Raw genomic sequence first — 18,313 nt, 5'->3', positions numbered from 1 at the left:
GAGTTGTCCACCAAGATCCACTGGTCGGGGTCGGGCACGTCAGAGTCGGTGCCGGAGGTGGTGCCGACATGAACGCACGGGGGGCACTCGGGCGGTACGGCGAGGATCTGGCGGCGCGGCTGCTGACCGACGCCGGCATGGCCGTACTGGAACGGAACTGGCGCTGTCGCGCCGGTGAGATCGACATCGTCGCCATGGACGGCGACGCGTTGGTCGTCTGCGAGGTCAAGACCCGCAGGGCAGGGGCGTTCGAGCATCCGATGGCGGCCGTCACCCCGGTCAAGGCGGACCGGCTGCGACGGCTGGCCGAGATCTGGCTCGACCGGAACGGCGGTCCGCCGCCGGGCGGGGTGCGGATCGACCTGGTCGGCGTGGTGGTGCCGAGGCGCGGAGCGCCGGCCGCCGAGCACGCGCGGGGGGTGGCCTGATGGGGTTCGCGCGGGCGTGCTCGGTGGCGCTGGTCGGCGTCGAAGGCGTGGTGGTGGAGGTCCAGGCGGACCTGGAGCCGGGGGTGGCGGCGTTCACGCTGGTCGGGCTGCCGGACAAGAGCCTGGTGGAGAGCCGGGACCGGGTCAGGGCCGCGGTGGTCAACTCCGGGGCCGAGTGGCCGCAGAAGAAACTCACGGTCGGGCTCTCCCCGGCATCCGTGCCCAAGGGCGGCAGCGGATTCGACCTGGCCGTCGCGTGTGCCGTGCTGGGCGCGGCCGAGCGGATCGCCCCCGCGGCCATCACGGATGTGGTGATGATCGGGGAACTCGGGCTCGACGGCCGGGTGCGGCCCGTGCGCGGAGTGCTGCCCGCCGTACTCGCCGCAGCGGAGGCGGGATACCGCAAGGTCGTCGTCCCCGAACAGACCGCCGGCGAAGCGGCGCTGGTGCCGGGGGTGTCGGTCCTCGGGGTACGGAGCCTGAGGCAGTTGATCGCCGTGCTCAGCGACGAACCGGTGCCCGACGAGCCGGAGATCCACGAGGAAGGGCGCCCCGACACCATGCTCGCGGGGCTGATGGTGCCGGGTGCGGGTATCGGCACCGGACTGGCGCTGAACTCCGCACAGGGCGGGGGACACCGGCCGGACCTGGCGGACGTCGCAGGCCAGGAGTTGCCGCGCAAGGCCCTGGAGGTCGCCGCGGCGGGCGGTCACCATCTGCTGCTCTCCGGACCGCCGGGCGCCGGCAAGACCATGCTGGCCGAGCGGCTGTCTGCGATTCTGCCTCCGCTGACCAGGCAGGAATCCCTCGAAGTGACCGCGGTGCACTCGGTGGCGGGCATCCTGCCGCCCGGTGAACCGCTGGTCTCCCGGGCGCCGTACTGCGCACCCCACCACTCGGCAACGATGCAGTCGCTGGTCGGTGGGGGCAACGGACTGCCGCGGCCCGGCGCGGTCTCGCTGGCCCATCGCGGTGTGCTCTTTCTGGACGAGGCGCCGGAGTTCTCCGTGCGGGCCCTGGACGCGCTGCGTCAGCCGCTGGAATCGGGCCATGTGGTGGTGGCGCGCAGTGCCGGCGTGGTGCGGCTGCCCGCCCGCTTCCTGATGGTGCTGGCCGCCAACCCGTGTCCGTGTGGACGCCACACCCTCACCGGCGCCGCCTGCGAGTGCCCGCCCTCGTCGGTCCGTCGCTACCAGGCGAGACTCTCCGGGCCCCTGCTCGACCGGGTGGATCTGCGGGTGCGCGTCGCACCGGTCAAGCGCCAGGACCTGATGGGGCTGGGCGGCCGGGGCGAGTCGACCGTCGATGTCGCCGCCCGGGTACACGAGGCGAGGAGACGGGCCGCGGACCGGCTCGCGGGCACGCACTGGACGACCAACAGCGAGGTCCCCGGCCATGAGCTGCGGACCCGGCTGCTTGCGGCACCTGGGGCGCTCATGGCGGCGGAACGGGACATGGAGCGTGGACTGCTCACCGCGCGGGGACTCGACCGGGTCCTGCGGGTGGCATGGACCCTCGCCGACCTGCGCGGTGCCGATCGCCCGGAGGCGTCCGACATCGCGGTGGCCCTGGAACTGCGGACGGGGATTTCGCGGGGGGCCTCGGTGCTGGACCGGGCCTCATGACGCCGATGGGCCTCGGCGAGGGACCGGGCATCAGGGCGCCGGAGGGTCTTGACGAGGGACGGGGCACCAGGGTGCCGGGGAGCCGGGAGTGCAGCGGGGAAGCTGGGCGGGCGCTCCCGGCGGTGGGCGACCGGGAGCGGCTGGCGCGGGCCGCCCTGACCCGTGTCTTCGAGCCGGGCGACGAACGCGGTGGCCGCTGGCTGCGTGAAGTCGGCGCAGCCGAACTGATAGGGCGGATCACGGCCCGGGACGGGACCGCGGAACAGCTGCGCGGTATGACCGCGAAGCGGCTGTCCGGCTACCGGTTGCGTGCCGAGGCCGCCGACCCCGAGCGGGACCTGGCATCGGTCGCCGCGGTGGGCGGACGCTTCGTCTGCCCCGGCGACCGTGAGTGGCCCAGTCAGCTCGACGACCTGGGCGACTCCCGGCCGACCGGCCTCTGGGTTCGGGGACGGCCCGATCTGCGGCTCTGGGCGCTGCGCTCGGTCGCGGTGGTGGGCGCCCGGGCCTGCACACCGTACGGGGCGCATATGGCGGCGAGCCTCGGGGCGGGGCTGGCGGAGCTGGGGTGGGTGGTGGTGTCGGGTGCCGCGTTCGGGGTGGACGGGGCGGCCCATCGCGGGGCCCTGGCGGCCGGCGGGGCGACCATGGCGGTCCTGGCCTGCGGGGTGGACGTCGCCTATCCCCGAGGACATGCCGAGCTGATCGGGCGTGTGGCGGAACAGGGGCTGGTCATCGGAGAGCTGCCACCGGCCGATCATCCGACGCGCAGCAGATTCATCCTCCGGAACCGGGTGATCGCCGCGCTGACCCGCGGGACGGTCGTGGTCGAGGCCGAGTACCGGAGCGGCTCACTGGTCACCGCACGCAGTGCGCAACGGCTCGGCCGCTTCACCATGGGGGTGCCGGGTCCCGCCACCAGCGGACTGTCGGCCGGGGTCCACGAGCTCCTGAGGGGCGAGGGAATCCTGGTCACCGATGCTGCGGAAGTCGCCGAACTGGTGGGGGAGATCGGCGACCTCGCCCCGGCCCGGCGCGGACCCGTACTCCCGAGGGACCTGCTGGACACCGTCTCCGCCCGGGTTCTCGACGCCCTGCCCTCCCAAGGCTCCGTCAGCGGAAGGGACGCCGCCCGGACGGCTGGAACCAGTGTCGACGAAGCACTCGGCAGATTGTACGAACTGCACTCACTGGGGTTCGTCGAACGCGATGGCGAAGGCTGGCGGTTGACGCCGCGCCCGACACGCATCGGCGCCCCGCGGCGAGGCGGTCCTTGACCTGGAGCATTCGGGTGAAAAGGTGATGCCGATGACCTCGGCGGATCCTTCAGTGACGCCTCCGGGACCGGCCCACACGGTGACGGTCCCGGAGCGTAGTCATGTCCATTCGTCCGGAAGTGCCCGGCGTCGATCCTCTATCCTTCGCGCACCGCAACACTTCAGTCACGCTACGCTCACAAGGATTCCGGCCCAGACACAAGTCCCCCAGCACTCCACAGCAGAACGGCTCAAGGCACCACATGCCCCAGCACACCTCCGGGTCTGACCGTGCGCCAGTACCACCGGCTGCGCGTGGCACTGTGCGCCCTCCTGCCCCCTCCTCGCTCGACGAGTTGTGGCGTTCATACAAGTCCACGGGTGATGAGCGGCTGCGGGAGCAGCTGATCCTGCACTACTCGCCGCTGGTGAAGTACGTCGCGGGCCGGGTGAGCGTGGGACTGCCGTCCAATGTCGAGCAGGCGGACTTCGTCTCCTCGGGAGTCTTCGGGCTGATCGACGCGATCGAGAAGTTCGACATCGAACGGGCCATCAAGTTCGAGACGTACGCAATCACCCGCATCCGCGGCGCGATGATCGACGAACTCCGGGCGCTGGACTGGATCCCGCGTTCCGTGCGGCAGAAGGCGCGGGCCGTGGAGCGCGCCTATGCCACGCTGGAGGCGCAGTTGCGGCGTACCCCCTCCGAGCCGGAGGTCGCGGCCGAGATGGGCATCACGCTGGAAGAACTGCACGCGGTTTTCAGCCAGTTGTCGCTGGCGAACGTGGTTGCGCTGGAGGAGCTCCTGCATGTCGGCGGCGAGGGCGGTGACCGGCTGAGCCTGATGGATACGCTGGAGGACACCGCCGCCGACAACCCCGTGGAGGTCGCCGAGGACCGTGAGCTCAGACGGCTGCTCGCCCGGGCGATCAACACACTCCCGGACCGCGAGAAGACGGTCGTCACCCTTTACTACTACGAGGGCCTCACCCTTGCCGAGATCGGCAACGTGCTCGGGGTGACCGAGAGCCGGGTCAGCCAGATCCACACCAAATCGGTGCTGCAACTCCGCGCGAAACTGGCCGACGCCGGACGCTGAGACGGCGCTCGGCCGGCGATCGGTGCCGCCCGCCCCTCTCACCCACAGGTGCCGCCGTACAGTGGACCCGTGCCCAGGATTCGAGCGGCCTCTGTGGCCGAGCACCGGACCATGCAGCGCGGCGCCCTCCTGGACGCTGCCCGATCCCTGTTGTCCGAGGGTGGTACGGAAGCGTTGACCTTCCCCGCTCTCGCCGAGCGCACAGGTCTCGCCAGGTCCTCCGTCTACGAGTACTTCCGCTCCCGCGCGGCCGTCGTCGAGGAGCTGTGCGCCGTCGACTTCCCCGTCTGGGCGGCCGAGGTCGAGCGCGCCATGGACCGGGCCGAGACCCCCGAGGGAAAAGTCGAGGCGTATGTGCGCCGCCAGCTCGACCTGGTCGGGGACCGTCGGCACCGGGCGGTCGTCGCCATCTCCGCGAGCGAGCTGGACGCCGGCGCACGCGAGAAGATCCGGGCCGCACACGGCGGGCTGATCGCCATGATCGTCGAGGCGCTCGGCGACCTCGGCCACGAGCAGCCGAGGCTCGCGGCGATGCTGTTGCAGGGCTCGGTGGACGCCGCGGTGCGCCGTATCGAGCTGAGCGTGGCGGAGGCGCCGGACGTGATCGCGGACACCGCCGTCGCCATGATCCTGCGGGGCGTCCGGGGCTGACGCCCGGACCGGAGGACCGCCGTGCCGAGCAGCACGGCAGGGGCCGCGTATCCGATGGCGCCCGGCGTGTCCGGCCTCGGTTCCGGTACGCCGAACACCGGCAGCAGCCGGGACGGGCCCCGCCGAAGCAGTGACGGCGGCAGCAAGGACAGCGGGTCCAGATACGCGTGACCGCGCCGCAGCCCCCAGTGCAGACACCCGGACGCACAGTGGAACGGCCCGGCTTCCAGGACTGCAACCACCTGCCCCGCGACGGCCTCCTCGCCCTGCGCGACCAGTGCGCGGACCGGCTCGTACGTGATGCGCAGCGGAGGATCACCCGTCCCCGCCACCTCGATCGCGACCACCCCGCGCCCCGCGACGCGTCCCGCGAAGGAGACCCGTCCTGAGGCGGCGGCGCGCACCGGGGCACCAGGTCCGGCAGCGAGATCGACGCCACGGTGTCCCCGTCCGTAGACACTGGCCGGCGGCTCCCACCCCCGTACGACCACAGGGCGCCCCTCGAGTGGCCACACGTGCTCGGCCCCGGGCGCGGAGTCGTCGGCAGTGGTGGCAGTGGTGGCAGCGGTGGCGGCATACGCGCTGCACAGCAGCGTGAGTACGGCCAGGACCACCACCGCGAGCACAGTGCGCGCCTGATGGGGACCGCTCGCCGCGCCGCGCCGGGCAGCAGGCGGTTCAGGTGTGTACGGCATGACCGGAACCGTCCCGCATCCCGCGGATCCAGGGGGATCATGGACCGGATCTGTGGACTGCCGGCCGGTTGTGGACATCGCCGTCACCCGGCACCCGATGGGTCCCGTACACTTCTTGTGGCGATCCGGGTCACCGGGTCGACTTCGCACGCCCCGCCACCTCCCTCTCTGCGGACGGTGGCCGCGCTCCTCGGTCCCTCGTGGCACGGCGCGTCGGGGCGTCAGGCGCGACAGCAATCCTGCGGTCGCGACAACCGAGCACCTCAAGGAGTACGGCCATGGCCGTCGTCACGATGCGGGAGCTGCTGGAAAGCGGCGTCCACTTCGGTCACCAGACCCGTCGCTGGAACCCGAAGATGAAGCGCTTCATCTTCACCGAGCGCAACGGCATCTACATCATCGACCTGCTCCAGTCGCTGTCGTACATCGACCGCGCCTACGAGTTCGTCAAGGAGACCGTCGCGCACGGCGGCTCCATCATGTTCGTGGGTACGAAGAAGCAGGCCCAGGAGGCCATCGCCGAGCAGGCGACGCGCGTCGGCATGCCGTACGTCAACCAGCGTTGGCTCGGTGGCATGCTCACCAACTTCTCCACCGTCTACAAGCGCCTTCAGCGTCTGAAGGAGCTTGAGCAGATCGACTTCGAGGACGTGGCCGCCTCCGGTCTCACCAAGAAGGAGCTCCTGGTTCTCTCCCGCGAGAAGGCCAAGCTGGAGAAGACCCTCGGTGGTATCCGCGAGATGCAGAAGGTGCCCAGCGCCGTCTGGATCGTCGACACCAAGAAGGAGCACATCGCCGTCGGTGAGGCGCGCAAGCTCCACATCCCGGTCGTCGCGATCCTCGACACCAACTGCGACCCCGACGAGGTCGACTACAAGATCCCGGGCAACGACGACGCGATCCGCTCCGTCACCCTGCTCACCCGCGTGATCGCCGACGCCGTCGCCGAGGGCCTCATCGCCCGTTCCGGCGCCGCGACCGGCGACTCGAAGCCGGGCGAGAAGGCCGCCGGCGAGCCGCTCGCCGAGTGGGAGCGCGACCTGCTCGAGGGCGAGAAGAAGGACGACGCCGAGGTGCAGACGTCCGCCGAGACCGAGAAGGTCGCGGACGCCGCCGAGACGCCGGCCGAGGCCGCTGTCGAGACGCCGGCCGAGGCCGCTGCCGAGGCTCCGGCTGAGGCCGCTGCCGAGGCTCCGGCCGCGGACGCCGAGCAGGCCTGACCACTGCGTCACGGCTGAATGACGGCGGGGGCCGGTGCCACAAGCACCGCCCCCGCCGTTCACCCGTAGATCTTTCAGACTTCGAGAGAGAAACACAGACTCATGGCGAACTACACCGCCGCTGACGTCAAGAAGCTCCGTGAGCTCACCGGCGCCGGCATGATGGACTGCAAGAAGGCGCTCGACGAGGCCGACGGCAGCGTCGACAAGGCCGTCGAGGCCCTCCGCATCAAGGGCCAGAAGGGCGTCGCCAAGCGCGAGGGCCGTTCTGCCGAGAACGGCGCCGTTGTCTCCCTCATCTCCGAGGACAAGACCTCCGGCGTTCTGCTCGAGCTCAAGTGCGAGACGGACTTCGTCGCCAAGGGCGAGAAGTTCCTCGCCGTCGCCGACGCGCTCGCCGCCCACGTCGCCGCGACCTCGCCGGCCGACCTGGCCGCACTGCTCGGCTCCGAGATCGAGGCCGGCAAGACCGTCCAGGCGTACGTCGACGAGGCCAACGCCAACCTCGGCGAGAAGATCGTCCTGGACCGCTTCGCGCAGTTCACCGGCGGTTACGTGGCTGCGTACATGCACCGCACCATGCCCGACCTCCCGCCTCAGGTCGGCGTGCTCGTCGAGCTGGACAAGGAGAACGCCGAGGTCGCCAAGGACGTTGCGCAGCACATCGCCGCCTTCGCCCCGAAGTACCTCAACCGCGACGAGGTCCCGGCCGAGACGGTCGAGAACGAGCGTCGGGTCGCCGAGGCCACCTCTCGCGAGGAGGGCAAGCCCGAGGCTGCCCTTCCGAAGATCGTCGAGGGTCGCGTCAACGGCTTCTTCAAGGACGTTGTCGTCCTGGAGCAGGCCTTCGCCAAGGACAACAAGAAGTCTGTCCAGAAGGTCCTGGACGAGGCCGGTGTCACCCTGAAGCGCTTCTCGCGCATCAAGGTCGGCATCTGAGTCCGTCCGCGAACAACGGTGGACCCCGATAGGGTCTAGTGCAGTCGTACGGCCGCACACCTGCCGTACGACCGCAGATCTGACGAGGAGGCCATTGCCGCTGAGGGACACCAGACCCACCGGCAATGGCCTTCTTCGTATGTGCACGAGGAGAAACTCCATGAACAAGGGCGCGGACGCCGCAAAAGGTGACCACAAGCGCGAGGACGGCAAGGTGCCCGGGCGCTTCATGCTGAAGCTGTCCGGCGAGGCGTTCGCCGGCGGCGGGGGTCTCGGTGTCGACCCCGACGTCGTACACGCCATCGCCCGGGAAATCGCGGCGGTCGTCCGGGGCGGTGCGGAAATCGCGATCGTCATCGGCGGCGGCAACTTCTTCCGCGGCGCCGAGCTCCAGCAGCGCGGCATGGACCGGGCGCGCTCCGACTACATGGGCATGCTCGGCACGGTCATGAACTGCCTTGCGCTCCAGGACTTCCTGGAGAAGGAGGGCATCGACTCCCGGGTCCAGACCGCCATCACCATGGGCCAGGTCGCGGAGCCGTACATCCCGCTGCGCGCCGTGCGCCACCTGGAGAAGGGCCGCGTCGTCATCTTCGGTGCCGGTATGGGCATGCCGTACTTCTCCACCGACACCACTGCCGCCCAGCGTGCTCTGGAGATCGACGCCGAGGCTCTGCTGATGGGCAAGAACGGTGTGGACGGGGTTTACGACTCCGACCCCAAGACCAACCCCGACGCGGTGAAGTTCGACGCTCTGGAGTACAGCGAGGTGCTCGCCCGCGATCTCAAGGTCGCCGACGCCACCGCCATCACGCTCTGCCGTGACAACCAGCTGCCGATCCTTGTCTTCGAGCTCACTGCGACCGGCAATATCGCCCGTGCCGTCAAGGGTGAGAAGATCGGCACGCTCGTGAGCGACCAGGGCACCCGGGCCTGAGAACCGGGGGGACGGCTCCGGGGGATCCCGGTGCAGTCCCGGGGCTCTCCGGTAACACTCCTGGAGGGGCCCCGAAGGATGGACAACGGCCTGCCGGTCGGACACCGTGCAGGTGAGGACGCGACGCAGGACCCGCCGGGCCAGAGCACGCCGGGCCCACTCTAGACACGCAGGAGCACGTGGTGATCGAAGAAACCCTCCTCGAGGCCGAGGAGAAGATGGAGAAGGCCGTCGTGGTCGCGAAAGAGGACTTCGCCGCGATCCGCACCGGCCGTGCGCACCCGGCGATGTTCAACAAGATCGTCGCCGACTACTACGGCGCGCTGACCCCGATCAACCAGCTGGCCTCTTTCTCGGTTCCCGAGCCGCGGATGGCCGTCGTGACGCCGTTCGACAAGAGTGCTCTGCGCAACATCGAGCAGGCGATCCGCGACTCCGACCTCGGCGTCAACCCGAGCAACGACGGCAATATCATCCGGGTGAACTTCCCCGACCTCACCGAGGAGCGTCGCCGCGACTACATCAAGGTCGCGAAGACGAAGGCCGAGGACTCCAAGATCTCGATCCGGGCCGTCCGCCGCAAGGCCAAGGAGACCCTGGACAAGCTGGTCAAGGACAAGGAGTCCGGCGAGGACGAGGTGCGCCGCGCCGAGAAGGAGCTCGACGACACCACCGCGAAGTACGTCGCGCAGGTCGACGAGCTGCTCAAGCACAAGGAAGCCGAGCTGCTCGAAGTCTGATGAACGACTCTTCCTGGGGCGCCCCGCAGGAAGCCGGCTACTGGGGTACGCCCGAGATGCAGGCTGCTCCGGCGGGTCCTGCATACGATGTGCATCACGCCCAGCAAACTCGGCCCATGCCCATCGTGCCGGACGTTCCCGACGCAGGTAGAGACGCTGACGACCGTGCCGAGTGGGACGGGGGAGCCGCCCGCCGGGGCGGTGGCCCCCTGTTCCGTGACGAGAAGCCGCAGGAGCCCATGTCCCCCCCGCCGCCCCCGCAGAAGAAACGTGCGGGCCGTGATCTGCGAGCCGCCATAGGGGTCGGCGTGGGGCTCGGTGCCGTCATCGTCGCTTCGCTCTTCATCGTCAAGGCTGTCTTCATCGGCGTGATAGCGATCGCCGTCGTCGTGGGCCTCTGGGAACTCACCTCCCGGCTCGAGGAGCGCAAGGGCATCAAGGCGCCCCTCGTGCCTCTCGCGGTCGGCGGCGCGGCGATGGTCGTGGCCGGTTATGTCCGCGGCGCCGAGGGCGCGTGGGTCGCGACGGCGCTGACCGCTCTGGCGGTGCTCGTCTGGCGGATGACCGAACCGCCGGAGGGGTACCTCAAGGACGTCACGGCCGGGGTCTTTGCGGCGTTCTACGTACCGTTCCTGGCCACCTTCGTCGCGATGCTGCTGAGCGCGGACGACGGGCCGCAGCGGGTCCTCACCTTCCTGCTGCTGACCGTGGTCAGCGACACGGGGGCGTACGCCGTCGGCTGGCGCTTCGGCAAGCACAAGCTCGCGCCGCGGATCAGCCCCGGCAAGACCCGCGAGGGCCTGTTCGGGGCGGTCGCCTTCGCGATGGTCGCCGGTGCACTGTGCATGCAGTTCCTGATCGACGGCGGTACCTGGTGGCAGGGGCTGCTGCTGGGCCTTGCCGTCGCCGCCAGCGCCACTCTCGGCGACCTGGGCGAGTCCATGATCAAGCGGGATCTCGGGATCAAGGACATGGGCACGCTGCTGCCGGGGCACGGCGGGATCATGGACCGGCTGGACTCGCTGCTGCCGACGGCTCCGGTGGTCTGGCTGCTGTTGGTGCTTTTCGTCGGCTCCAGCTGAACAGTTCGGTCGCCACCCATCCTGACCTGTGTTTTTACGAGTGAGGGACCGTTGCCCAAAGGGCGGCGGGCCCTCACTCTTCTGTTCGCGACACCGGAAGAACCATGCCGCGGCGGTCGCGGCGGGTCGTGCAGGGTCAGCGGGAGGTGGCCCGGGCGGCCTGCTCGATCAGGCGGGTGACCGCGCCGGGCTGGGAGAGCGTGACGGCGTGGGAGGACTTGATCTCGACGGTGTGCGCGTGGGCGCGCTTGGCCATGAAGCGCTGCCCGTCCGGCACGATGGCCTTGTCCTGCGTGGTGATCAGGTCCCAGGACGGGATGGTCTTCCAGGCGGCCTCGGTGGCCTTGTCGCCGAAGACCGACGCGGCCACCGGGCGCTGGGTGGCGGCCGCCAGGTCGGTGACCGACTTCGGCACGTCGGCGGCGAACACGTCGTGGAACTTGTCGGCCTTGATGTACAGGTCGGTGCCGGTGCCGCCGCCGGGGAGCGGGAAGGGCACGGCGTTGAGGGCCGAGGGGAGCGAGGCTCCGGGGAACTTCTCGCCCAGTTCCCCTGCGCTCTCGCCCTTCTCGGGAGCGAAGGCGGCGATGTAGACCAGCGCCTTGACGTTCGGGGCGTCGGCGGCGGCCTGGCTGATCACGGAGCCGCCGTAGGAGTGGCCGGCGAGGACGACCGGTCCCTGCACGCTCTTGAGGACGCTGTGTATGTAGTCCGAGTCGCTCGCCAGTCCGCGCAGCGGGTTGGCCGGGGCCACCACCGGATAGCCGTCGTGCTGCAGGCGCTTGATCACGCCGTTCCAGCTGGAGGCGTCGACGAACGCGCCGTGGACCAGCACGACCGTGGGCTTCTCCTCCACCGGGCGGTGCTCTGCCTTGGCGGCGTTGGCCGGAGCCGTGGCCGCCAGGGTGAGCGCAGCCACGCCCGCGGCGGCGCCCAGGACGACGGCGTGCTTGCGGGTGGGATGGAAGACGGTCTTGAGGTTCATGGTCGTTCTCCTTGGCATACGGCGGGGTACTGCGCTTGGCATCGCCCAGGGTCGGCGGTTCTGTGGTGCCCGCCCGGGGCGATGCCGAGAAACCTAGCGTCCATTTGTATTGTGCGCAATACACCTGTGGGCGAGACCATAGCCCTCGTGGTAGGTGTGAGAATGGCTTCTGCTTCGATCACCCGACAGCCAAGGAAGGGGGGCGACCGTGATCGCCGACAGCCGCGCGCCCGAACCCGGTGACCCCGTGGAGCCCTCACTGCTCCTGGATGACCAACTCTGCTTCACCCTGTACGCGGCCTCACGGGCCATCACCGGCGTCTACCGGCCCCTGCTCGACGCCGTGGGGCTGACCTACCCCCAGTACCTGGTCATGCTTGTGCTCTGGCAGCACGGCACCGCATCCGTCAAGGACCTGGTGGCCGCCCTGCAACTGGACTACGGGACGGTCACGCCGCTGATCAAGCGCCTGGAGGCCAACGGTCTGCTCAAGCGGCAGCGACGGGCTGACGACGAGCGGGTGGTGGAAGTGGCACTCACGCCGGAGCGGGTCGCGCTTCGCCGACGGATCTTCACCGTCCCGCCGGCGATCGGAGACGCCATCGGACTGACCCACGAGGAGGTCGGGACCGCACAAGACCTGCTCCGCCGGGCGACAGGCAACGTCATCCGCCACACCACCGGTGCCAGGCCGACGGAAACGGCCTCCTAGCTAGTCGCCGAGGACCCGCTCCCACAGCAGCCCGTCCCGCCAGCTCCCGTCGAGAAAGATCGAGGAGTGCGCGACGCCGTACGGGCTGAACCCGTTGCGGCGCAGCACCCGCTGCGACGGCAGATTCTCCAGATTGGTGGACGCTTCGGCGCGGTGCAACCCGAGTTCGTCCGCCATCACCCGGAGTGCAAGCCCGACGGCGTGCCCGGCGTGCCCTTGATTCTGGGCGACGCTGGCGATCCAGTATCCGACGGAGCCGCGGCGCAGGTGCGGCTGCGGCAGGATGCCTCCGACGGTGACCTGCCCGATCACCTGGTCGTCGGCGAGCACCACGCCCGGCCAGACCGCGCCGGCCCGGTATCCGGCCAGCAGGCTGTCGATCCGCTCCGCCTGGCCCTCCGGCGTGAAGAAGTCGGCCGGCTGGGCCGGTTCCCACGGCCGGAAAGCCTCGAAGTCCCGCACCCGATGAGCGGCGATCGGGGCGGCGTCGGTGGGCTCGATCAGGCGGATCCTGGTGCTGCTGCGCATGACCTGATCCTCGTCGCGGTGCGTCGGATGAGGCGGCCCGCCTATGCGAGGGTGCCCGCGCCGCCGCACCCTGCGCCCGCCGGAGATCGAGTCGGACCCGTTACGACAAGCGGGCCCACGTCTTCCACGGCACAGTCACCGCAGCAGCGATCCGCTCATGGCTCCGCCAATGATCCGCCGGAGAGAGCCTAGCCCCCCGCCACGACCGCTCGCGGTGACCGGCGACCTCGCCTCCTGCGGCGTGCGGGCCGAGAACGACAGGCGGGCCCGGTCGTGTCCACTGTGCACGGCCGGGCGGCGCATCGGCCGCCACGGCGGGTGGGCCGACAGGTACCGGTACCGCGCCCTACTGGGCCGCCTGGGGCGGGCGATGGCGTCAACGGCTATGGACAGCTGTGGCACGCGAGCAATGGGGCGCTGCCTCAGGCCGCGCCGTACTCGTGTGGGCGGCCGCCCTGCCATTCCACCCATCGTGGATCGTCCAGCACGTCACCGGCGTCCGGCAGGCCCGCGCGGCGCAGGAACTCGATCACGTCGTCGTCGCTGTGGGCGAGGCCCGCGATCCGGGCGCGGATCGCCACCCGGCGTCCGCCTGTTCCGGCTGTGCGGTGGATGACGATGGGTGTTTCGCGCATGTCCTCAGGCTCCGGCAGTCCGCGGGTCACAGCACTCCAAGCTCTCTGTCCGGCCGGCAGTACGGGCAGGCCGTGATGCCGTCCTCCGTGAGCGCACGCAGGGCCTGCTCCCGGGTCATCGGCTTGGTTCTCTTGCCGCCCATGCCGCAGTCGCCTGTGTGGACGGCGTCGGCGTGGGCCGCGCGCGCAGCAGGGAGAGCTTCCAGTCGGGCGCCGGCGGCGGCAGGGTGCGTGCTGCCCGGGCGGCTGCGGCCTCCTTTTTCTCCAGCCCGGCGATCGTCCGATCGGTCCGGCCGAGCTGGTACGCCTGCCACTCGCGCACGATCCGCAGGCGATCCAGACGGGATAGATTTTCGGACACATATTCGATTCTAGGTCTCGGTGGACCGCTGTGCGCACCACCTCCCTGTCGTGGAATCGGTCACTGTCCCCCGGGACGGCTGGGCCGTCTCTGGGCCGTCACAGGCCGCCGACGTCGACTGATGACACCGACGACGACCGGGCGTGTGTGCTCCTCACCCCTTCTGAGCTGGCGAAGGCCTCTCCTGCCACGGCGTGTCTGCCACACTGGATGAACCATGCCTAAGCCCGGAGAACTCACTTTCGTCGCGCCCCGCGGAGCCAAGAAGCCGCCGCGGCACCTCGCCGACCTCACGCCCGCCGAGCGCAAGGAGGCCGTAGCCGCGATCGGCGAGAAGCCCTTCCGTGCGCAGCAGCTGTCGCAGCACTACTTCGCGCGGTACGCGCACGACCCGGCCGAGTGGACCAACATCCCGGCCGGTTCGCGGGACAAGCTCGCCGAGGCGATGTTCCCCGACCTGATGTCCGTGGTCCGGCACATCAGCTGCGACGACGACACCACCCGTAAGACGCTGTGGAAGCTGCATGACGGGACGCTGGTCGAGTCCGTCCTCATGCGCTACCCGGAGCGGGTGACGATGTGCATCTCGTCGCAGGCCGGATGCGGGATGAACTGCCCGTTCTGCGCGACGGGGCAGGCCGGTCTGGACCGCAATCTGTCGACCGCCGAGATCGTCCACCAGATCGTGGACGGCATGCGGGCACTGCGTGACGGAGAGGTGCCGGGCGGGCCCGCGCGGCTCTCCAACATCGTCTTCATGGGCATGGGCGAGCCCTTGGCCAACTACAAGCGGGTGGTCGGCGCGATCCGCCGGCTGACCGACCCCGAGCCGGACGGTCTCGGTCTCTCGCAGCGCGGGATCACCGTCTCCACCGTGGGCCTGGTGCCGGCCATGCTGCGCTTCGCCGACGAGGGCTTCAAGTGCCGGCTCGCGGTCTCGCTGCATGCGCCGGACGACGAGCTGCGGGACACGCTCGTGCCGGTGAATACGCGCTGGGAGGTGCGCGAGGTGCTCGACGCGGCATGGGAGTACGCGGAGAAGTCCGGCCGCCGGATCTCCATCGAGTACGCGATGATCCGCGACATCAACGACCAGGCCTGGCGTGGTGACCTGCTCGGACGGCTCCTCAAGAGCAGGCGCGTGCATGTCAATCTGATCCCGCTGAACCCGACGCCCGGCTCGAAGTGGACGGCCTCGCGGCCCGAGGACGAGAAGGCGTTCGTCGAGGCGATCGCTTCCCATGGGGTGCCCGTGACCGTGCGGGACACCCGCGGTCAGGAGATCGACGGGGCGTGTGGGCAGCTGGCGGCATCCGAGCGCTGAGGCCGAAACGGCCCGTGTAATCTGGGCCGAAATCAATTTCATATTCCGACAGGGGAGCGCCACAGCGCTGAGAGTGCGGCACCGGACAGGCTGGCCGCAGACCCTCTGAACCTCGCCCGGGTCATTCCGGGTAGGAAGTTCGGTCATCAACTCATGCTGTTGCGCCCTGCCCGCCTCCCGGTGGGCAGGGCAGCGTCTCTTCCTGGTCAAACCCAGGAGGAATCAACAATGAGCACCACCCGTACCACGCGCCGCACCAAGCAGCTTGCGGCAACGGCCGTCGCCGCCGCGCTCGGTGTCACGGCACTCGCCGGCTGCGGCAGTTCCGACGACTCGGCCTCCGGGGCCGGCGGCACGAAGGGCTCCGGGTCCAAGACCGTGACCCTGGTCAGCCATGACTCCTTCAACGCCTCCAAGGACGTACTGAAGGCGTTCACCGAGGAGACCGGCTACAACGTCAAGGTGCTCAAGAGCGGGGACGCCGGCGCCGCACTCAACCAGGAGATCCTGACCAAGGGCTCCCCGCGCGGCGATGTGTTCTTCGGCGTCGACAACACGCTGCTCTCCCGCGCCCTCGACAACGGCCTGTTCACGCCCTACGAGGCGAAGGGCAGCGACCGGGTCGCGACCGACACCCAGCTCGACGCGGCCAAGCACCGGGTCACCCCGATCGACACCGGCGACATCTGCATCAACTACGACAAGAAGTACTTCGCCGACAAGAAGCTCGCGCCGCCGACGACCTTCGACGATCTGGCGAAGCCCGCGTACAAGAACCTCCTCGTCACGGAGAACGCCGCGACCTCGTCGCCCGGGCTCGGCTTCCTGCTGGGCACCGTCGCCACCTACGGCGAGAGCGGCTACCAGGATTACTGGAAAAAACTGAAGAGCAACGGCGTCAAGGTCGTCGACGGCTGGGAGCAGGCGTACAACGAGGAGTTCTCCGGCTCCGCGGGCGGCAGGAAGGCCAAGGCCGACCGGCCGCTCGTCGTGTCGTACGCCTCCAGCCCGCCGGCCGAGGTGCTGTACGCGAAGCCGCAGCCGACCGAGGCCCCGACGGGGGTCGCGACCGGCACCTGCTTCCGCCAGATCGAGTTCGCGGGTCTGCTGAACGGCGCGAAGAACGAGGCGGGCGGCAAGGCCCTGCTGGACTTCCTGATCAGCAAGAAGTTCCAGGAGGACATGCCGCTCAACATGTTCGTGAGCCCGGTCACCGAGGACGCGAAGCTGCCGGAGATTTTCACGGAGTTCGGCGCGACGGTCGACAAGCCGACCACCGTGGCTCCCGACACCATCGCCAAGAACCGTGAGCAGTGGGTCCAGTCGTGGTCCTCGCTCGTAGTGAAGTAGCGAAGACGCCCGTAGCCGGACCGGGCGCGCGCGAGAAGGGTCCGCGCGCCCGGCCGGGGCGCGCGAGCGCCGCGCGCCCGCAGGCGTGGCGCGGTAGCGCGGTGCGGCTCGGCCTGATGGCCGTGCCCGTCGCGTTCTTCGCGCTGTTCTTCGCCTACCCCGTCGGCGCGATCGTCGGCCGCGGGCTGAAGGCCGAAGGCGTCTGGCAGTTCGGCCGGATCGGCGAGGTGCTGGCCCGGCCGGACATCCTCGACGTCCTCTGGTTCACCACCTGGCAGGCGCTCGCCTCGACCGCGCTGACTCTGCTGATCGCGCTGCCCGGCGCCTATGTCTTCGCCCGTTTCGACTTCCCCGGCAAACAGGTGCTGCGGGCGGTCGTCACCGTGCCGTTCGTCCTGCCGACCGTCGTCGTCGGGACGGCCTTTCTGGCGCTGCTGGGACGCGGCGGCTTCCTCGACGAACTGGCGGGCATACGGCTCGACACCACCGTGTGGGCGATCCTGCTGGCCCATGTCTTCTTCAACTACGCGGTGGTCGTACGGACCGTAGGCGGTCTGTGGTCGCAGCTCGACCCACGGCAGGAGGAGGCCGCCCGGGTGCTGGGCGCCGGACGGTTCGTGGCGTGGCGGCGGGTGACGCTGCCGGCCCTCGCGCCCGCCGTGGCCGCCGCAGCACTGATGGTCTTCCTCTTCACGTTCACCTCCTTCGGGGTCGTACAGATCCTCGGCGGTCCGGCGTACTCCACGCTGGAGGTGGAGATCTACCGGCAGACCGCCCAGCTGCTCGACCTCCCGACGGCCGCCGTGCTGACGATGGTGCAGTTCGCCGCCGTCGGCGCGATCCTGGCCGTACACGCGTGGACCGTGCGGCGCAGGGAGACGGCACTGAAGCTGGTCGACCCGGCGCAGACCGCCCGCAGGCCGCGCGGCGCCGAGCAGTGGGCGCTGCTCGGCGGGGTCCTGCTGACCGTGCTGGTGCTGATCCTGCTGCCGCTCGGTGTGCTGGTGGAGCGCTCGCTGAACGTGCCCGGCGGCCACGGCTTCGACTACTACCGCGCCCTGCAGTCCGCGGACGCCGGGGGCAGCACCTTCCTGGTCGCGCCGCTCGAAGCGATCTGGAACTCACTGCAGTACGCCCTGGTCGCGACCGTGATCGCGCTGGTCGTCGGCGGGCTCGCGTCGGCGGCGCTGACGAGGCGGGCCGGGCGGCTCGTCCGCGGTTTCGACGCGCTGCTGATGCTGCCGCTCGGAGTGTCCGCGGTCACCGTCGGCTTCGGCTTCCTGATCACGCTGGACAAGCCCCCGCTGGATCTGCGGACCTCCTGGATCCTGGTGCCGCTGGCCCAGGCGCTGGTCGGTGTGCCGTTCGTCGTACGCACGATGCTGCCCGTCCTGCGGGCGGTGGACGGGCGGCTGCGCGAGGCGGCGGCGGTGCTCGGCGCGTCACCGCTCAGAGCCTGGCGCGAGGTCGACCTGCCGCTGGTGCGGCGGGCGCTGCTGGTCGCGGCGGGCTTCGCATTCGCCGTGTCGCTCGGCGAGTTCGGGGCGACGGTGTTCATCGCGCGGCCCGACAACCCGACGCTGCCGGTCGCCGTGGCCCGGCTGCTCGGGCGGTCCGGGGAGCTCAACTACGGCCAGGCGATGGCCCTCAGCACCATTCTGATGCTGGTGTGCGCGGTAGCGCTGCTGCTGCTCGAACGTATCCGTCCGGACCGGTCCGGGGAGTTCTGAAGATGCTCGGGGTGT

19 protein-coding genes, 1 pseudogene and 1 riboswitch are annotated in these 18,313 nt (G+C 70.0%); of the genes and pseudogenes, 14 read left to right on the top strand and 6 right to left on the bottom strand.

Annotation, left to right across the window (positions count from 1 at the left end; all coding sequences use genetic code 11):
* Positions 1 to 68: 68 nt before the first annotated feature.
* The 5 genes from ABZV38_RS20895 (at position 69) to ABZV38_RS20875 (ending at position 5,060) form a co-directional block, all read left to right on the top strand.
* Positions 69 to 428, top strand: coding sequence for a YraN family protein (locus tag ABZV38_RS20895; protein WP_356329011.1), 360 nt, complete (start codon positions 69 to 71; stop codon positions 426 to 428).
* Positions 428 to 2,053: a YifB family Mg chelatase-like AAA ATPase gene (locus tag ABZV38_RS20890; protein ID WP_356329010.1), complete on the top strand. Its 1,626-nt coding sequence runs from the start codon at positions 428 to 430 to the stop codon at positions 2,051 to 2,053. The genes ABZV38_RS20895 and ABZV38_RS20890 overlap by 1 nt, the downstream gene beginning before the upstream one ends.
* Positions 2,050 to 3,330 (top strand): DNA-processing protein DprA, encoded by a 1,281-nt coding sequence (gene dprA / locus ABZV38_RS20885; protein WP_356329008.1) that lies wholly within the window; start codon positions 2,050 to 2,052, stop codon positions 3,328 to 3,330. The genes ABZV38_RS20890 and dprA overlap by 4 nt, the downstream gene beginning before the upstream one ends.
* A 242-nt stretch (positions 3,331 to 3,572) precedes the next feature.
* The gene (whiG, locus tag ABZV38_RS20880; RefSeq protein ID WP_313939408.1) at positions 3,573 to 4,409 is read left to right on the top strand and encodes an RNA polymerase sigma factor WhiG; all 837 of its coding nucleotides are present in this window, start codon (positions 3,573 to 3,575) and stop codon (positions 4,407 to 4,409) included.
* A gap of 93 nt (positions 4,410 to 4,502) precedes the next feature.
* Positions 4,503 to 5,060, top strand: coding sequence for a helix-turn-helix domain-containing protein (locus ABZV38_RS20875; RefSeq protein WP_356329069.1), 558 nt, complete (start codon positions 4,503 to 4,505; stop codon positions 5,058 to 5,060).
* 77 nt (positions 5,061 to 5,137) lie between these two features.
* On the opposite strand, the pseudogene ABZV38_RS20870 reads toward ABZV38_RS20875, so the two are convergent.
* Positions 5,138 to 5,755 (bottom strand): annotated as a pseudogene (locus tag ABZV38_RS20870) (M23 family metallopeptidase); the annotation flags it as partial.
* A 278-nt stretch (positions 5,756 to 6,033) separates the two neighbouring features.
* Between ABZV38_RS20870 and rpsB the strand changes: the two are divergent.
* From rpsB to ABZV38_RS20845, 5 genes are all read left to right on the top strand, one after another.
* The gene (rpsB, locus tag ABZV38_RS20865) at positions 6,034 to 6,975 is read left to right on the top strand and encodes a 30S ribosomal protein S2 (RefSeq protein ID WP_356329007.1); all 942 of its coding nucleotides are present in this window, start codon (positions 6,034 to 6,036) and stop codon (positions 6,973 to 6,975) included.
* A 102-nt stretch (positions 6,976 to 7,077) separates the two neighbouring features.
* Entirely contained in the window at positions 7,078 to 7,914 is an 837-nt protein-coding gene (gene tsf, locus ABZV38_RS20860) for a translation elongation factor Ts (RefSeq protein ID WP_356329005.1), read from the top strand.
* Between the two features lie 160 nt (positions 7,915 to 8,074).
* Complete coding sequence (gene pyrH / locus ABZV38_RS20855; protein ID WP_356329003.1) at positions 8,075 to 8,851, top strand: UMP kinase; 777 nt, start codon at positions 8,075 to 8,077, stop codon at positions 8,849 to 8,851.
* 182 nt (positions 8,852 to 9,033) lie between these two features.
* A complete protein-coding gene (frr, locus tag ABZV38_RS20850) occupies positions 9,034 to 9,591 on the top strand; it encodes a ribosome recycling factor (RefSeq protein WP_030928366.1) in 558 nt (185 codons plus the stop codon).
* Entirely contained in the window at positions 9,591 to 10,673 is a 1,083-nt protein-coding gene (locus ABZV38_RS20845; RefSeq protein ID WP_356329002.1) for a phosphatidate cytidylyltransferase, read from the top strand. Before frr ends, ABZV38_RS20845 begins: the two co-directional genes overlap by 1 nt.
* A 136-nt stretch (positions 10,674 to 10,809) precedes the next feature.
* Here ABZV38_RS20845 and ABZV38_RS20840 read toward each other — a convergent pair whose 3' ends face one another.
* Positions 10,810 to 11,658, bottom strand: a complete 849-nt coding sequence (locus tag ABZV38_RS20840) for an alpha/beta hydrolase (RefSeq protein WP_356329001.1) — start codon at positions 11,656 to 11,658, stop codon at positions 10,810 to 10,812.
* A 208-nt stretch (positions 11,659 to 11,866) separates the two neighbouring features.
* Between ABZV38_RS20840 and ABZV38_RS20835 the strand changes: the two genes are divergently transcribed.
* Complete coding sequence (locus ABZV38_RS20835; RefSeq protein WP_356328998.1) at positions 11,867 to 12,370, top strand: MarR family winged helix-turn-helix transcriptional regulator; 504 nt, start codon at positions 11,867 to 11,869, stop codon at positions 12,368 to 12,370.
* Here the strand turns inward: ABZV38_RS20835 and ABZV38_RS20830 are convergent, their stop codons facing one another.
* From ABZV38_RS20830 to ABZV38_RS20815, 4 genes are all read right to left on the bottom strand, one after another.
* On the bottom strand, positions 12,371 to 12,898 hold the full coding sequence (locus tag ABZV38_RS20830; RefSeq protein WP_356328996.1) for a GNAT family protein: 528 nt from the start codon (positions 12,896 to 12,898) through the stop codon (positions 12,371 to 12,373).
* Positions 12,899 to 13,320: 422 nt separating this feature from the next.
* Positions 13,321 to 13,533 carry a hypothetical protein gene (locus ABZV38_RS20825; protein WP_356328994.1) on the bottom strand — a complete coding sequence of 71 codons (213 nt, stop codon included), beginning with the start codon at positions 13,531 to 13,533 and terminating at the stop codon, positions 13,321 to 13,323.
* Positions 13,534 to 13,559: 26 nt separating this feature from the next.
* Positions 13,560 to 13,676: a DUF6233 domain-containing protein gene (locus ABZV38_RS20820; protein ID WP_356328993.1), complete on the bottom strand. Its 117-nt coding sequence runs from the start codon at positions 13,674 to 13,676 to the stop codon at positions 13,560 to 13,562.
* A complete protein-coding gene (locus ABZV38_RS20815; RefSeq protein ID WP_356328991.1) occupies positions 13,649 to 13,894 on the bottom strand; it encodes a hypothetical protein in 246 nt (81 codons plus the stop codon). Before ABZV38_RS20815 ends, ABZV38_RS20820 begins: the two co-directional genes overlap by 28 nt.
* A 217-nt stretch (positions 13,895 to 14,111) precedes the next feature.
* On the opposite strand from ABZV38_RS20815, the gene rlmN reads away from it, so the two are divergent.
* From rlmN to ABZV38_RS20800, 3 genes are all read left to right on the top strand, one after another.
* The gene (gene rlmN, locus ABZV38_RS20810) at positions 14,112 to 15,218 is read left to right on the top strand and encodes a 23S rRNA (adenine(2503)-C(2))-methyltransferase RlmN (protein WP_356328988.1); all 1,107 of its coding nucleotides are present in this window, start codon (positions 14,112 to 14,114) and stop codon (positions 15,216 to 15,218) included.
* A gap of 40 nt (positions 15,219 to 15,258) precedes the next feature.
* Positions 15,259 to 15,373, top strand: a riboswitch (TPP riboswitch).
* 73 nt (positions 15,374 to 15,446) lie between these two features.
* A complete protein-coding gene (locus tag ABZV38_RS20805; RefSeq protein ID WP_356328987.1) occupies positions 15,447 to 16,568 on the top strand; it encodes a thiamine ABC transporter substrate-binding protein in 1,122 nt (373 codons plus the stop codon).
* A gap of 116 nt (positions 16,569 to 16,684) precedes the next feature.
* Entirely contained in the window at positions 16,685 to 18,298 is a 1,614-nt protein-coding gene (locus tag ABZV38_RS20800; RefSeq protein ID WP_356329067.1) for an iron ABC transporter permease, read from the top strand.
* The last annotated feature ends 15 nt before the right edge of the window (positions 18,299 to 18,313 follow it).

The organism is Streptomyces sp. NPDC005181 (assembly GCF_040608395.1).
In the GTDB taxonomy this organism is placed as follows: domain Bacteria; phylum Actinomycetota; class Actinomycetes; order Streptomycetales; family Streptomycetaceae; genus Streptomyces.
The sequence above is the reverse complement of the archived record's forward strand: the minus strand, read 5'-3'. Positions and strand labels throughout refer to the sequence as shown.

Excerpts from the sequence above, each read along its gene's own strand:
- tsf (WP_356329005.1), top strand. The coding sequence starts at position 7,078 with ATGGCGAACTACACCGCCGCTGACGTCAAGAAGCTCCGTGAGCTCACC.
- ABZV38_RS20845 (WP_356329002.1), top strand. The coding sequence starts at position 9,591 with ATGAACGACTCTTCCTGGGGCGCCCCGCAGGAAGCCGGCTACTGGGGT.
- ABZV38_RS20805 (WP_356328987.1), top strand. The coding sequence starts at position 15,447 with ATGAGCACCACCCGTACCACGCGCCGCACCAAGCAGCTTGCGGCAACG.
- ABZV38_RS20825 (WP_356328994.1), bottom strand. The coding sequence starts at position 13,533 with ATGCGCGAAACACCCATCGTCATCCACCGCACAGCCGGAACAGGCGGA.
- pyrH (WP_356329003.1), top strand. The coding sequence starts at position 8,075 with ATGAACAAGGGCGCGGACGCCGCAAAAGGTGACCACAAGCGCGAGGAC.
- ABZV38_RS20895 (WP_356329011.1), top strand. The coding sequence starts at position 69 with ATGAACGCACGGGGGGCACTCGGGCGGTACGGCGAGGATCTGGCGGCG.
- rpsB (WP_356329007.1), top strand. The coding sequence starts at position 6,034 with ATGGCCGTCGTCACGATGCGGGAGCTGCTGGAAAGCGGCGTCCACTTC.
- ABZV38_RS20800 (WP_356329067.1), top strand. The coding sequence starts at position 16,685 with ATGGCCGTGCCCGTCGCGTTCTTCGCGCTGTTCTTCGCCTACCCCGTC.
- dprA (WP_356329008.1), top strand. The coding sequence starts at position 2,050 with ATGACGCCGATGGGCCTCGGCGAGGGACCGGGCATCAGGGCGCCGGAG.
- ABZV38_RS20890 (WP_356329010.1), top strand. The coding sequence starts at position 428 with ATGGGGTTCGCGCGGGCGTGCTCGGTGGCGCTGGTCGGCGTCGAAGGC.
- ABZV38_RS20830 (WP_356328996.1), bottom strand. The coding sequence starts at position 12,898 with ATGCGCAGCAGCACCAGGATCCGCCTGATCGAGCCCACCGACGCCGCC.
- rlmN (WP_356328988.1), top strand. The coding sequence starts at position 14,112 with ATGCCTAAGCCCGGAGAACTCACTTTCGTCGCGCCCCGCGGAGCCAAG.
- ABZV38_RS20820 (WP_356328993.1), bottom strand. The coding sequence starts at position 13,676 with ATGGGCGGCAAGAGAACCAAGCCGATGACCCGGGAGCAGGCCCTGCGT.
- whiG (WP_313939408.1), top strand. The coding sequence starts at position 3,573 with ATGCCCCAGCACACCTCCGGGTCTGACCGTGCGCCAGTACCACCGGCT.
- ABZV38_RS20840 (WP_356329001.1), bottom strand. The coding sequence starts at position 11,658 with ATGAACCTCAAGACCGTCTTCCATCCCACCCGCAAGCACGCCGTCGTC.